This window comes from Streptomyces sp. NPDC000941 (genome assembly GCF_053599555.1).
Genome location: NZ_JBSFMM010000001.1, coordinates 22,378 through 35,452, shown reverse-complemented (window position 1 = coordinate 35,452; position 13,075 = coordinate 22,378). Strand labels below are relative to the sequence as shown.

At 69.9% G+C, this 13,075-nt stretch carries 10 protein-coding genes and 1 pseudogene; 9 read left to right on the top strand and 2 right to left on the bottom strand.

The window, feature by feature from the left end:
* Positions 1 to 72: 72 nt before the first annotated feature.
* The 5 genes from ACWDSL_RS00165 to ACWDSL_RS00145 all read left to right on the top strand — a co-directional run bounded on the left by ACWDSL_RS00165 (position 73) and on the right by ACWDSL_RS00145 (position 5,098).
* A complete protein-coding gene (locus tag ACWDSL_RS00165; RefSeq protein WP_450480061.1) occupies positions 73 to 1,047 on the top strand; it encodes an ABC transporter permease in 975 nt (324 codons plus the stop codon).
* A complete protein-coding gene (locus ACWDSL_RS00160) occupies positions 1,044 to 2,261 on the top strand; it encodes an ABC transporter ATP-binding protein (RefSeq protein WP_450480059.1) in 1,218 nt (405 codons plus the stop codon). Before ACWDSL_RS00165 ends, ACWDSL_RS00160 begins: the two co-directional genes overlap by 4 nt.
* A 20-nt stretch (positions 2,262 to 2,281) precedes the next feature.
* Complete coding sequence (locus tag ACWDSL_RS00155) at positions 2,282 to 3,355, top strand: ABC transporter ATP-binding protein (RefSeq protein WP_450480057.1); 1,074 nt, start codon at positions 2,282 to 2,284, stop codon at positions 3,353 to 3,355.
* Between the two features lie 87 nt (positions 3,356 to 3,442).
* Positions 3,443 to 4,102 carry a trimeric intracellular cation channel family protein gene (locus ACWDSL_RS00150; protein ID WP_385615663.1) on the top strand — a complete coding sequence of 220 codons (660 nt, stop codon included), beginning with the start codon at positions 3,443 to 3,445 and terminating at the stop codon, positions 4,100 to 4,102.
* A 120-nt stretch (positions 4,103 to 4,222) separates the two neighbouring features.
* Positions 4,223 to 5,098: an SRPBCC family protein gene (locus ACWDSL_RS00145; protein WP_450480054.1), complete on the top strand. Its 876-nt coding sequence runs from the start codon at positions 4,223 to 4,225 to the stop codon at positions 5,096 to 5,098.
* A 75-nt stretch (positions 5,099 to 5,173) separates the two neighbouring features.
* Here the strand turns inward: ACWDSL_RS00145 and ACWDSL_RS00140 are convergent, their stop codons facing one another.
* Positions 5,174 to 5,449 carry a heavy-metal-associated domain-containing protein gene (locus ACWDSL_RS00140; RefSeq protein ID WP_385631973.1) on the bottom strand — a complete coding sequence of 92 codons (276 nt, stop codon included), beginning with the start codon at positions 5,447 to 5,449 and terminating at the stop codon, positions 5,174 to 5,176.
* A 226-nt stretch (positions 5,450 to 5,675) separates the two neighbouring features.
* Here ACWDSL_RS00140 and ACWDSL_RS00135 point away from each other — a divergent pair, with 226 nt between their 5' ends.
* Positions 5,676 to 6,623, top strand: a complete 948-nt coding sequence (locus tag ACWDSL_RS00135; RefSeq protein ID WP_450480052.1) for a hypothetical protein — start codon at positions 5,676 to 5,678, stop codon at positions 6,621 to 6,623.
* 231 nt (positions 6,624 to 6,854) lie between these two features.
* Positions 6,855 to 8,714: pseudogene (locus ACWDSL_RS00130) on the top strand (glycoside hydrolase family 9 protein); the annotation flags it as partial.
* A 116-nt stretch (positions 8,715 to 8,830) separates the two neighbouring features.
* Here ACWDSL_RS00130 and ACWDSL_RS00125 read toward each other — a convergent pair.
* Positions 8,831 to 10,618 carry a DUF6055 domain-containing protein gene (locus ACWDSL_RS00125; protein ID WP_450480050.1) on the bottom strand — a complete coding sequence of 596 codons (1,788 nt, stop codon included), beginning with the start codon at positions 10,616 to 10,618 and terminating at the stop codon, positions 8,831 to 8,833.
* 133 nt (positions 10,619 to 10,751) lie between these two features.
* Here ACWDSL_RS00125 and ACWDSL_RS00120 point away from each other — a divergent pair, with 133 nt between their 5' ends.
* A complete protein-coding gene (locus tag ACWDSL_RS00120; RefSeq protein WP_450480048.1) occupies positions 10,752 to 11,192 on the top strand; it encodes a S26 family signal peptidase in 441 nt (146 codons plus the stop codon).
* Complete coding sequence (locus ACWDSL_RS00115) at positions 11,189 to 13,021, top strand: BTAD domain-containing putative transcriptional regulator (RefSeq protein ID WP_450480046.1); 1,833 nt, start codon at positions 11,189 to 11,191, stop codon at positions 13,019 to 13,021. The genes ACWDSL_RS00120 and ACWDSL_RS00115 overlap by 4 nt, the downstream gene beginning before the upstream one ends.
* Positions 13,022 to 13,075: the final 54 nt, after the last annotated feature.

Below are 13,075 nucleotides of genomic sequence, written 5' to 3'. Positions count from 1 at the left end.
GGGAGTCCCCTGATCGGGGGCTCCCGGGCCGCCGCCGGGCCGCGCACAGTGCTTGCATATGTCATCCGGCGCTTGTTCGCCGTCATCATGATGCTGTTGGTCGTCACACTCACGACCTTCGCCATCTTCTTCATGATCCCGAAGTGGGCCGGTTCCGATCCCGCGCTCCTCTTCGTCGGCAAACAGTCCGACCCGGAGGCCATCGAGGGCATCAGACAGAAGCTGAGTCTCGACGATCCGCTGCTGGTGCAGTTCTGGCACTTCGTCGAGGGTCTGTTCGCCGGTCGTGACTATGCCAACGGCAACGATGTCACCCACTGCCCCGCGCCATGCTTCGGCTACTCCTTCCGCACCGAGCAGGCGGTGTGGCCGCAGCTGACCGACGCCATGCCGGTCACCCTCTCGCTCGCCGCGGGCGCCTGTGTGCTGTGGCTGGTCGGCGGCGTCAGCGCCGGCGTCGTCTCCGCGCTGCGCCGGGGCACCCTGTGGGACCGCGCGGCGATGGGCGTCGCCCTTGCCGGTGTCTCGCTCCCGATCTACTTCACCGGTCTGCTCTCCCTGGCCATCTTCAGTTACCAGTTGAACTGGGTCGACGTGGACTACAAGGGGCTCACCGAGGATCCGGCCATGTGGTTCCAGAGTCTGATCCTCCCCTGGATCACCCTCGCGTTCCTCTACGCCGCGACGTACGCCCGGCTCACCCGGGCCACCATGCTGGAGATCATGGGCGAGGACTACATCCGCACGGCCCGCGCCAAGGGTCTACGGGAGCGGGTCGTCATCGGACGGCACGCCATGCGCTCCACCTGGACGCCGATCCTCACCCTGCTCGGCCTGGACCTCGGCGCCCTGCTCGGCGGTGCGGTGCTGACCGAATCCACCTACAACCTGCCGGGCCTCGGCCGACTCGCGGTGACCGCGATCAGCAACAAGGACCTGCCGGTCATCCTCGGCGTCACCTTGATGGCGGCCCTGTTCATCGTGGTGGCCAACCTCATCGTGGACCTCCTGTACGCCGTCGTCGACCCGCGAGTGAGGCTCGGATGACCGATATCGAAAAGTCCGGGTCCGACAAGCCCGCCGAGCTCGACAAGCCCGAGAAGACCGGGAAGCCCGAGGAGACCGGGAAGCCCGAGGAGACCGGGAAGCCCGGGAAGACCGGCGATCTGCCGGCCACCGGCACCGCGCTCGGGGAGGTCGCCGCGGCCGGCTCCCCGGCCCCCACCACCTTCCTCGAGGTGCGCGACCTCAAGGTCCACTTCCCGACGGACGACGGTCTGGTCAAGTCGGTGGACGGGCTCAGCTTCCGGCTGGAGAAGGGCAAGACGCTCGGCATCGTCGGCGAGTCCGGCTCCGGCAAGTCCGTCACCTCGCTGGGCATCATGGGTCTGCACACCGCCGGGCAGTACGGCCGGCGCAAGGCGCAGATCTCCGGCGAGATCTGGCTGAACGGGCAGGAGCTGCTGGGCGCCGACCCGGACGAGGTGCGCAAGCTGCGCGGCCGTGAGATCGCGATGATCTTCCAGGATCCGCTGTCGGCGCTGCACCCCTACTACACCATCGGCCGCCAGATCAGCGAGGCGTACCGGGTCCACCACGACGTCACCAAGGACGTGGCCCGCAAGCGCGCCATCGAGATGCTGGACCGCGTCGGCATCCCGCAGCCGGACAAGCGGGTGGACAGCTATCCGCATGAGTTCTCCGGCGGTATGCGGCAGCGCGCGATGATCGCGATGTCGCTGGTCAACAACCCCGAGCTGCTGATCGCCGACGAGCCGACCACCGCCCTGGACGTCACCGTGCAGGCGCAGATCCTCGACCTCATCCGGGATCTGCAGAAGGAGTTCGGCTCCGCGGTCATCATCATCACCCACGACCTGGGCGTCGTCGCCGAGCTCGCCGACGACCTCCTGGTGATGTACGGCGGCCGCTGCGTCGAGCGCGGTCCGGCCGAGAAGGTCTTCTACGAGCCCCAGCACCCCTACACCTGGGGCCTGCTCGGCTCGATGCCGCGTATCGACCGCGACCAGACCGAGCGCCTCATCCCGGTCAAGGGCTCCCCGCCCAGCCTGATCAACGTGCCGTCCGGCTGTGCCTTCCACCCGCGCTGCCCGTACGCCGATGTGCCCAAGGACAACATCACGCGCACGGAGCGGCCGGAGCTGCGTGTGGCCGGAAGCGGCGACCACTTCTCCGCGTGCCATATGGCGCAGGAGGAGCGCACGCGGATCTGGACCGAAGAGATTGCGCCGAAGCTGTGACGGACACGAAGGATCCGAAGATGACGGTCCCGGAGCAGGCGACCACCACCCCCGAACCGCTGCTCAAGGTGTCCGGCCTGGTCAAGCACTTCCCCCTCAAGAAGGGGCTGCTGCAGCGGCAGGCCGGCGCGGTGCAGGCGGTGGACGGCCTGGACTTCGACGTACGGCCAGGGGAAACCCTGGGCGTGGTGGGCGAATCGGGCTGCGGCAAGTCCACCATGGGGCGGCTGATCACCCGGCTGCTGGAACCCACCAGCGGGAAGATCGAGTTCCAGGGCAAGGACATCACACACCTCGGCACCGCCGGGATGCGGCCGATGCGCCGCGATGTGCAGATGATCTTCCAGGACCCGTACTCCTCGCTGAACCCCCGGCACACGATCGGCACCATCGTCTCGGCGCCGTTCCGGCTCCAGGGGGTCAAGCCGGAGGGCGGCATCAAGGCCGAGGTGCAGCGGCTGCTGTCGGTGGTCGGCCTCAACCCCGAGCACTACAACCGCTATCCGCACGAGTTCTCCGGCGGCCAGCGCCAGCGCATCGGCATCGCCCGGGCGCTCGCGCTCAAGCCCAAGCTGGTGGTGGCGGACGAGCCGGTCTCGGCGCTGGACGTCTCGATCCAGGCCCAGGTGGTCAACCTGCTGGACGACCTCCAGGAGGAGCTCGGCCTCACGTATGTGATCATCGCGCACGACCTGTCGGTCATCCGGCATGTCTCGGACCGGATCGCGGTGATGTACCTCGGCAAGATCGTCGAGCTGGCGGACCGCCAGGACCTGTACGAGCGGCCGATGCACCCGTACACCAAGGCGCTGCTCTCGGCGGTGCCGGTGCCGGACCCCAGGCGGCGCGCGAAGCGTGAGCGGATCCTGCTCAAGGGCGATGTCCCCTCACCGATCTCGCCGCCGTCCGGCTGCCGCTTCCACACCCGGTGCTGGAAGGCGACCGAGGTGTGCAAGCAGCAGGAGCCGCCGCTGATCGCGCTGGCGACCGGGCACCAGGTGGCCTGCCACCACCCGGAGAACGCTCCGGACCAGGCGCCGGGGGAGAAGGCCGGGCCCGCGGCGGCGGCGAAGGTGGAGAAGAAGGCGGAGTAGCCGGGCGAGGGCTGGGAAGGGCCGGGCGGGGGCAGCCCCTGGGGGAGCGGCCCGAGGGCGAGAACACCCGATGAGTAAAAATGTCGGGTGTTCATCGATCTGTTCAGCCCGTCCGTCCAGCACTCGCTCGACCTCGTCGGAATCTTCGTCTTCGCGATATCCGGCGCCCTGCTCGCCGTGCGCAAGAACTTCGACGTCGTCGGCATGGCGATGCTCGCCGAGGTCACCGCGCTGGGCGGCGGGGTGTTCCGCGACCTGGTCATCGGCGCCGTACCGCCGGCCGCCTTCACTGATCTCGGCTACTTCATCACCCCGCTCATCGCCACCGTCATCGTCTTCTTCCTGCACCCCGAGGTGGAGCGGATCATGGCGGCGGTGGGCGTCTTCGACGCGGCCGGCCTCGGGCTCTTCTGCGTCACCGGCACCATGAAGGCGTACGACCACGGGCTCGGCCTCACCTTCTGCGCCGTCCTCGGCATGACCACGGCGATCGGCGGCGGCGTGCTGCGCGACCTCCTCGCCCACGAGGTGCCCTCACTGCTGCGCTGGGACCGCGGCCTGTACGCGGTCCCGGCCATCGTGGGCGCCACGATCGCGGCGCTGCTCATCCACTACGACGCGCTGACGGGCGGCACCAGCGCCCTCGCGGCCACCGTGGCGTTCCTGGTCCGGCTGATGGCGATGCGGTTCGGATGGCGCGCGCCGCGCGCCTGGAACCGGCGCAGCACGGCGGCGGAGGAGGTCTGACCGAGCGGGCCGGTCGGGGCGCGGTCGGCGGCAGTAGCGTTCACCGTGGTTGTATGGCGACCGTCGGGGCTGCTGCGCCCCGGAGGCGAAGCGAGCCCCGAAAAAAAGGGGAGATGTGTGGTGAAGGACACCCTGAGCTCGACCGAGGGCGGCCGCTCCGCCCTGCGTCTGGAGCGGCGGATCGGCCATCCGCCCGAGGAGGTCTGGCGGGCCCTGACCGAGCCCGCCCTGATGGCCCACTGGTTCCCCGCCGAGGTCCGGCTGGAGCCCCGGGTCGGCGGGCGGATCGACTTCGTCTTCCCCGGGCATGACGTACCGGACACCCACGGGGCCGTCACGGAGCTCGACCCACCGCGCGTCTTCGTCTTCACCTGGGGCGACGATCTGCTCCGCTGGGAGCTGCGCCCCGAGGCCGAAGGCAGCGCGCTGACCCTCACCCACACCTTCCGCGACCGCTTCGGCGCGGCCAGCTTCGCCTCCGGCTGGCACACCTGCATCTCGGCGCTGGCCACCCTGCTGGACGGCGAGAAGAGCGGGATCGCGGCGGACACGGCCGAGCTGCACGAGCGCTATGTCGAGGCGTTCGGACTGGCCGAGGGGGTCGTCGAGACCACCGAGGACGGCTGGCGGCTGCGGTTCGAGCGGCAGCTGGTCCGTCCGGCCGAGACGGTGTGGCAGGCGCTGACCGGACCGGCCGGCGCCGAGGAGCCCGTGGTGGGCGGCGCGGTGCCGATCGGGTTCCGTACGGACGCGGTCCCGCCCGGCCCGGTCGCGGATGTGACCGCGCCGCGCGAGCTCTCGTACGACTGGCTCCTCGGCGGCCGCCCGGTCGGCCGGGTCCGGTGGCAGCTGACCGTCGGCACGGGCCACGGCGCGCGCCTCATCCTCACCCAGACCGGCCCGGCCGAGGCCGCCGAGGAGCGGGACGCGGCGCTCGCGGAGTGGCGTAAGCACCTCGCGCTGCTGGCCACGAAGCTGCTGCACATGCGGGGCTGAGCCCCCCGAGGAGGAGCCCGCCGGGGGGGGGGGGCGGCCCCGCGGGGGGGGCGGCCCCGCCCGGGGTGGGACAGATCAGGCGTTCGCGGCGGCCACGCGGCCGGCGAAGCCGTAGCCCGCCTCGTCGACGGTCTTGGCGAGCAGCTGGTCGAACGCCGCATCGGGCTTGGTGGCGGTCGTCACGGTCACCAGTCCGGTGCCGATCTCGACCTCGACGTCCTTGACGTCGTCCAGGGCACCGACGGCCTTGGCGACGACGCCCTGGCAGTGGGCGCTGCCGACGCCCTCGACCCGGTAGCTGGTCGTGGACGTGGTGTGGCAGCTTCCGCCGGGGGTGCAGCAGTCCGACATGGGTGGTCCTCCGTCATCGATCGGTGGATACCCCAGCAGGGTATCGGTGACGCCTTTATGTATACCCCCCACCCGTATCGACCACAAGGCCGACCCGGGGTTGACTTGATACCCCCAGGGGGTAACTTGGGGTGTCGATATGCGGCTCCGCCGCGTGGTCGATATGCGGCTCCGCCGCGTGACGTGAAGGCCGCAGGACCAGCGGCCAGGAGACAAGGGATGTGTCATGAAGACCGGACTGCGGATCGCCGCATTCGCCGCCGCGCTGGCCGCCACCTTCGGCACCGCGTACGGCGTGGGCAGCGGAGTCGGCGAGATCTCGCCCGAGCCGGCGAGCGCGGCTCACCAGGGGCATACGGACAGCGCGCGGGGTGAGGGGAGCGAGCACGGCGGAGGAGATGAGCACGGCGGAGAAGATGAGGCCGGAGGCCAGGAGCTCTCCCCGCCCGGGGGCCTGCAGATATCCGAAGGGGGCTACACCCTCGATCTGAAGACCCCGCGGCTCCAGCCGGGCAAGCGCGCCGAGCTGCGCTTCGCCATCGTGCGGGAGGCGACCGGACGCCCGCTCACCGCCTACGACCGCGAGCACGACAAGGAACTGCACCTGATCGTCGCCTCACGCGACCTGGCGACCTTCCGTCATCTGCACCCGACCCGGGCGGCCGACGGCACCTGGTCCACGTCCGTGGCTCTGCCCGAGGCCGGCCCGTACCGGGTCTTCGCCGACTTCACGCCCAAGGGCGGGGAAGGGCTCACCCTCGGCACCGACCTGGCCGTGCCCGGAGCGTACGAGTCGGCGAAGCTGCCCGTGAGCGACACCACGGCCCGCGTCGACGGGTACCAGGTCGAGCTGGCCGGCGGCCTCACCCCGGGCAAGAGCAGCGAGCTGACGCTCACCGTCAGCAAGGACGGCAAGCCGGTGCGGGATCTCCAGCCCTACCTCGGCGCCTACGGCCACCTGGTCGCCCTGCGCTCCGGCGACCTCGCCTATCTGCACGTCCACCCCGGTGGCGAGCCCGGAGACGGCAGGACGGAGCCCGGCCCCGAGATCTCCTTCATGGCGACGGCACCGAGCCCGGGCGCGTACCGCCTGTTCCTGGACTTCAAGCACCAGGGCCAGGTCCACACCGCGGCCTTTACCGTCCAGGCCGGCCGGAATACCTCAATTGGATGAGGAGGAATTCGGTCGACTGATGTACTCGGATTTCGGCTAAGCGTACGAAGCTGCAGGCCAGGGCGGCTTCCTAGGCTCTGAGGCATGGAAATTCGCGGCCGCGACCCCAAATCGCGCCGCCGTGTTGCCCCTGTCCCCTCCGGAAGAGCTGAAGCCTTGATGCCTGCTGCCCCCCGAGTACGTCCCGCCACCGACCGGACCGGCCGCCGCCGCCGGCGCATGCTGGGCGCGGCGGTCGCCACGGCCATTGCCGCGGGTGCCCTGGCGGCACCTGCGGCAATGGCCGCGGACCGCGGCACCCCGCGCGGCGCCGAGGCGGCCGGTGCGGAGAAGCCCGGCCCCAAGCTCAACACCGGCTCCCCGGTGCGAGTGAACCAGGTCGGCTATCTGACCCACGGCCCCAAGAAGGGCACCGTCGTCACCGACGCCACCAAGCCCCTGAGGTGGACCCTCCGGGCCGCCGACGGCACCAAGCGGGCCAGCGGCACCACCACCCCCGCGGGCATCGACCCGAGCTCCGGGCAGAACGTCCAGACCTTCGACTTCAGCAAGGTCACGGACAAGGGCAAGGGGTACACCGTCAACGTCGACGGGAAGCAGAGCGAGCCGTTCTCCATCAGCGACGATCTCTACAGCTCGCTGCGCCGCGACTCGCTGGAGTACTTCTACCAGAACCGCAGCGGCATCAAGATCGACGCTGATCTCGTCGGCGGCAAGTACGCCCGCCCCGCGGGTCATGACAAGGCCGGTCCGCACCGGGGCGACACCGACGTCCCGTGCCAGCAGGGTGTGTGCGACTACCGCCGCAATGTCTCCGGCGGCTGGTACGACGCCGGCGACCAGGGCAAGTACGTCGTCAACGGCGGTATCTCCGTGGCCCAGCTGATGTCGGAGTTCGAACGCACCAAGACCATCAAGGGCGCCGACGCCAAGCCGCTGGGCGACGGCAAGCTCCGGGTGCCCGAGCACGGCAACGGCATCCCGGACATCCTCGACGAGGCCCGCTGGGAGATGGACTTCCTGATGCGTATGCAGGTGCCTCAGGGCAAGCCGCTGGCCGGTATGGCCTTCCATAAGGTGCACGACAAGGAGTGGACCGGCTTCCCGACGCGGCCGGACCAGGACAAGCAGCAGCGCGAGCTGCACACGCCGTCCACCGCCGCCACGCTCAACCTCGCGGCCACCGCCGCCCAGAGCGCCCGCCTCTTCAAGCCGTACGACCCGCAGTTCGCCGCCCGGAGCCTGAAGGTGGCCAAGACCGCGTGGGCCGCGGCCAAGGCACATCCGAACATGCTCGCCGGCGACCAGGACTCCACGGGCGGTGGCGCGTACGGCGACAGCAACGTCAGCGACGAGTTCTACTGGGCCGCGTCCGAGCTGTTCATCACCACCGGTGACAACACCTACCGCAAGGCCGTCCTCAACTCTCCGCTGTACGGCGACGTCGACCAGATCTTCCCGCGCACCAGCGCCCTGTCCTGGGCACAGACCGCGGGCCTCGGACAGCTCGACCTGGCCACCGTACCCAACAAGCTCACCGCCAAGCAGCGCGCCGAGGTGCGCAAGACGGTGATCCGGGCCGCCGACCGCTACGCCTCGTTCTCCGCGAAGTCGGCGTACGGAGTGCCGTACGCGCCGAAGAGCGGCAAGTACGAGTGGGGTTCCAACAGCCAGGTGCTGAACAACATGGTCGTGCTCGCCACGGCACACGAACTGACCGGTAAGACCCGCTACCGTGTCGCGGTGCTGCACGGCATGGACTATCTGCTGGGCGGTAACCCGCTCAACCAGTCCTATGTCACGGGCTACGGCGAACGGGACTCGCACCGCCAGCACCACCGCTTCTGGGCGCACCAGCTCGACGCCAAGCTGCCGAGCCCCTCGCCCGGCACGCTGGCCGGTGGCCCGAACTCCGGTCTTGAGGACCCGGTCGCCCAGAAGAAGCTCAAGGGCTGCGCCCCGGCGATGTGCTACACCGACGACATCATGGCGTTCTCCACCAACGAGGTGACCATCAACTGGAACGCCCCGCTGGCCTGGATCTCGTCGTATGTCGACGATCTGGGCAAGGGCATGGCCTACAAGGGCTGAGCCGGTAAGGGCTGAGCCGGCGAAGACTGAGCCGGCAAGGGCTCGGTCGACCACACCACGCCGCCGAGGGCGGTCGCGCAGAGTGCGCGGCCGCCCTCGACGCATGAGCGGGGGCGTCAGGAGATGGTGATGGCCAGTTCGTCGTCGGTGAAGGTGCCGTGCGCGGGGTTGATGTCCGTCTCCCCGCCGCGGCCGTCGCAGTTTCGGTCCGGGTTGAACAGCAGATAGGTGCCCGAGGAGCAGCTGATGGCCATCTCGGCGTCGCCGCCCAGGACCACGCTGCCCGACAGATTGGCCCCGCCCTGGACGATGGCGTTGTCCTTGACCACGACGTTGCCGCCGACGGTGGCGCCCGAGTTCACCCAGGACAGGCCCTCGATACGGGCGTTGCCGGTGACGGTGGAGCTGCCGTACACCGCGGCGCGCGGCCCGACGTAGGCGCTGGCGGCGACATTGGCGCGGTTGTCGACCCAGCCACCACCGTTGGAGTGCCAGTGTCCGCCACCGGTGGCGGCCGGCTTCTGGTAGCCCGGCTCAAAGCCGGACGGGATGGCGCCGCTGATCCGGAACTCGTACGGATAGCGGTAGTTCTTGGTGTAGCCGTCGAGGTAGGCGTAGTGGTGCACGGTGCTCGGGGCACCGGTGACCACCAGGTACACCTCCTTCTCGCCGGGCTGGGTCTGGAAGCTGAGCTGGCCGTCGGCGCTCGTGGAGACGGGACCGTAGCGCGGGGTGCCGTTCTTCACCGCGACAAAGCCGTAGGACCAGCCGGACCCGGCGGCCGTGTTGACATGACCCTTGAGGTGCAGCTTGATCAGCGCCCCGTCGCTGCTGGGCACCAGCTTGATCTTGTTGTAGCCGTAGTCGGACGGGGCGAGCGGGTCCGGGATGGCGTAGTGGCCGGCGGACTGGTTGACGGCGTTCACCGGGACGCCGTTGTAGGCGTTGATGAAGCCCGCGCCGTAGACGTTGTTGATGAACGGCATGATGTGGGACCGGTTGGAGTAGTCGTAGGTGACCTGGCGCTGCGCGTACTCCGCGATCCGCGTGTTCAGCTGGGCCTGGCTGAGGTTGTTGATCCGCCGGTAGACCTCCAGCGGGTGTTCGTTGTTCTTGGCCTGGTTCCAGATGTCGGTGAAGGTCTTCATCCCGCCGTAGCGGTCGACCAGGTACTGCACCAGCATCCAGTTGCCGTAGTGGTGGCGGCTGGAGGAGTAGGCGAGGTTCTCGGTGCGCAGGAATCTGGTCAGATCGCCCGCGCCCCCGTCCGGGTACACCTGCATCGCCATGTACTCGGCGCCGGTCTCCCAGAACGTCCCGGCCGACGGGTCGGTCAGCCCGGCGCCGCCGCCCTTGCCCATGAAGGTGTAGTTCTGGAACACATGGCCCAGCTCATGGGCCAGTCCCCAGGAGCCGGGCTGGGCCGCGCCGGGGGCGATGTTGATCACGCCGACCTTGCCGTCGGCCTGGCCGCCCGAGGCCCAGGCGTTGAGGTTGCTGTTGTTCCAGGTCTGGGTGACGATCACATCGATCTTGTACTGGGACAGCAGACCGGTCTCCGGCGTGAACTGCAGCGAGTTGACGTAGAAGGTGTACAGCCGCTCCAGCTGGCTGAGGATGTCATCGGGGTCGAACCGGTACTGTCCCGAGGCGTTCTTGGGGTCGGTGCCCGACTTCTCTCCCCACAGCAGGATGAAATTGTTGGACTCCTTGGTCCGGTTCTGGGCCCATGGCACCTCGCCGGTCGCCGCCCAACTCGGCGGGATGTACACCGTCTTGGCCGCGGCTGCCGTCGGTGCGTGCGTGCGGGCGGTCGCGGGTGTCACGCCCAGGGCGACGGTGAGCGCCAGCAGCGCCGCCGCCGCGATCAATCGTCGCGGCCATGTCAATAATGGGGATCTCATGCCCGATCCTCCGTTTCCGATGGGGTTCCCGTGGGGTGTGAGGAAATAGTGTCACGGGAGCGCTCCCACGGCCATGGCTGTGCTCATCGGTCAAACCGCTCAACTTTCCTGTGGCCGTGAATAAGATGCCGACATGATCCTGACGGGGGTGACGTCGGGGGCCTTGGCCATCTGTGTGGCGCTGTTGTGGGCGCGCAGGAAGCTGGTCGTGGTCACCGTCGACGGTATGAGCATGGCGCCCACGATGACGCACGGCGACCGCGTCCTCGTCAGGCGAAGGCGGCCGCGGCAGGTGAGGGTCGGCGACATCGTCGTGCTGGAACCTCCGTCGGAGGGGCCCTGGCGCACGGCCGCCACGGCCGGTGCCGACGGCCGGATCTGGAACGTGAAACGCGTCGTTGCCGTTCCGGGTGACCCCGTGCCGCCCGAGGTGCCCGGTGAGGGGCGGGTGGGGGCGGGAGCCCTCGCGGTGCTCGGCGACAACCGCGCCGACAGCATCGATTCCCGGCATCGAGGCTTGTATCCGGCCGAGCGGCTGATGGGAGTCGTGGTCCGCAGGCTTGCCCCACGATGAGATTCCGGCTCCTTGGCCCGCTCGAGATCCGAGCCGAAGATCGTCGAATCCATGTCGCGGGGGGCAAACAGCGAACGATCGCCGCTGCGCTGCTGGCCTCCGCCGGTCAGGTGGCCGCGGTCTCCACGCTGATCAACGAGATCTGGGGCGACCGGGCGCCGTCCTCCGCCGTGCCCAATCTCCGCACCTACGTCATGCGGATACGGCGCAGTGATCAGGCGTTCGGCGAGCGCCTGACGACCTCGCCGTCCGGCTACTCGCTGCGGGTCGAGCCGGGTGAACTGGATGTGTGGACCTTCGAGGAAACGGCGGAGCAGGGGCGCAAGGCGCTTGCGAAGGGGGATGCTCGCACCGCCGCCGCGGCGTTCGACCACGCCCTGGCGCAGTGGCGGGGGCGCCCGTTGGAGGACATCCCCTTGGGTTCCGCCCTGAACGAGATCGCGCAGGTCCTCGCCGAGCACTACGCGCAGGCGGTCGAGGACCGCGCGGAAGCCGGTCTCGCGCTCGGGGACCATCGAAACGTGGCGGACCGGCTCCGTCCGTTCCTCGAACGCCATCCGCTGCGGGAACGCGCCTATGGCCACCTGATGCTGGCGCTCTACCGCGGCGGAGACGTCCAGGCCGCGGTGAGCGTCTTCCACCGGGCGCGCGCACTCCTGAGCGAGGAACTTGGCGTCGACCCGGGCCGCGAGCTCTGCCGACTCCTTCAGTCGATGCTCGCCCGCGATCCGGAGCTTGAGGCTCCGCCGCCGGGCCCCGGTCCCTCCGTGTCCGTCACGGTGTCCGGACCCCCGCTCGCCCGGCCCATGCCGCGGCAACTGCCGCCGAAACCGCCGATCTTCGAGGGGCGCGCGGCGGAACTGGCCCGCATGACCCACGCGTTACGCGCGGACGCGGGCCCGCCCGTGGTCGCGATCCACGGGCCGGGCGGCATCGGGAAGTCGGCCCTCGGGCTCCGCGCCGCCTACGATGTCGCCGACCACTACCCCGACGGACAGCTGTATGTGGACCTCCAGGGGGCGACCTCAGGCCTGGAGCCGCTGCCTCCCGGCGAGGTGCTCGGCCGGTTCCTGCGCGCCCTGGGCGTCGACCGGCAGGAACTCCCGGTTGTCGAGGCGGAGGCGGCCGCGCTGCTCCAGTCGCTGCTCGCCGAACGGCGGGTGCTGCTCCTCCTGGACAACGCGACGAGCGCCGCGCAGGTGAGACCGCTGTTACCGGCCGGCCGAGGGTGCGCCACCATCGTCACCGGCCGGGCGGTGCTCGCCACCCTGGACGCCGAGCAGATCGTCCTCGGCGAGCTCGCCCATGCGGAAGCCGTGGCGGCATTGGCCCTGCACGCGGGCGAGGGCAGGGCCGCGGAGGACCCGGAGGCGATCGGCGCGGTCGCCAGGGCGTGCGCGGGGCACCCCCTGGCCGTCCGGATCGCGGGCGCGCGGCTCGCGGCGCGCCCCGACCTGCCGCCTGCCTGGCTGCGGCGGCGGCTGGAACGGCGGACGCTCAACGAGTGGTCCACGGGCGACCTGGACCTTCGCGCCTGCTTCGCGGCCAGCTATCAGACGCTGTCCGACGACACCGCGGCCCGGGCGTTCCAGCTGCTGGGCGCGGTGTGCCCCGCCGACATCAGCGCCGGGCTCGCCGCGGCGCTGCTGGGCGGCGATGCCTCCACCACGGAGGCCACGCTGGACCAACTGGTGCGGGCCCGTCTCCTGGAGGCCGTGGGGGAGGGGCACTTCCGCATGCACCGGCTGATCCGGCTGTACGCCACGGAGTTACCGGCCGCGGCCGCGCGTACGGCACGCACGGCGGCGCGGTCTCGCCGCGGTGTATGAGCCCGTATATGGCCCGTCCGTAGCCTCGGCAAAGATCGTCCTCGAGAGAAGGGA

Bases quoted from the DNA above. Each gene is read 5' to 3' on its own strand.
- ACWDSL_RS00115 (WP_450480046.1), top strand. From the start codon at position 11,189: ATGAGATTCCGGCTCCTTGGCCCGCTCGAGATCCGAGCCGAAGATCGT.
- ACWDSL_RS00160 (WP_450480059.1), top strand. From the start codon at position 1,044: ATGACCGATATCGAAAAGTCCGGGTCCGACAAGCCCGCCGAGCTCGAC.
- ACWDSL_RS00140 (WP_385631973.1), bottom strand. From the start codon at position 5,449: ATGTCGGACTGCTGCACCCCCGGCGGAAGCTGCCACACCACGTCCACG.
- ACWDSL_RS00120 (WP_450480048.1), top strand. From the start codon at position 10,752: ATGATCCTGACGGGGGTGACGTCGGGGGCCTTGGCCATCTGTGTGGCG.
- ACWDSL_RS00155 (WP_450480057.1), top strand. From the start codon at position 2,282: ATGACGGTCCCGGAGCAGGCGACCACCACCCCCGAACCGCTGCTCAAG.
- ACWDSL_RS00135 (WP_450480052.1), top strand. From the start codon at position 5,676: ATGAAGACCGGACTGCGGATCGCCGCATTCGCCGCCGCGCTGGCCGCC.
- ACWDSL_RS00125 (WP_450480050.1), bottom strand. From the start codon at position 10,618: ATGAGATCCCCATTATTGACATGGCCGCGACGATTGATCGCGGCGGCG.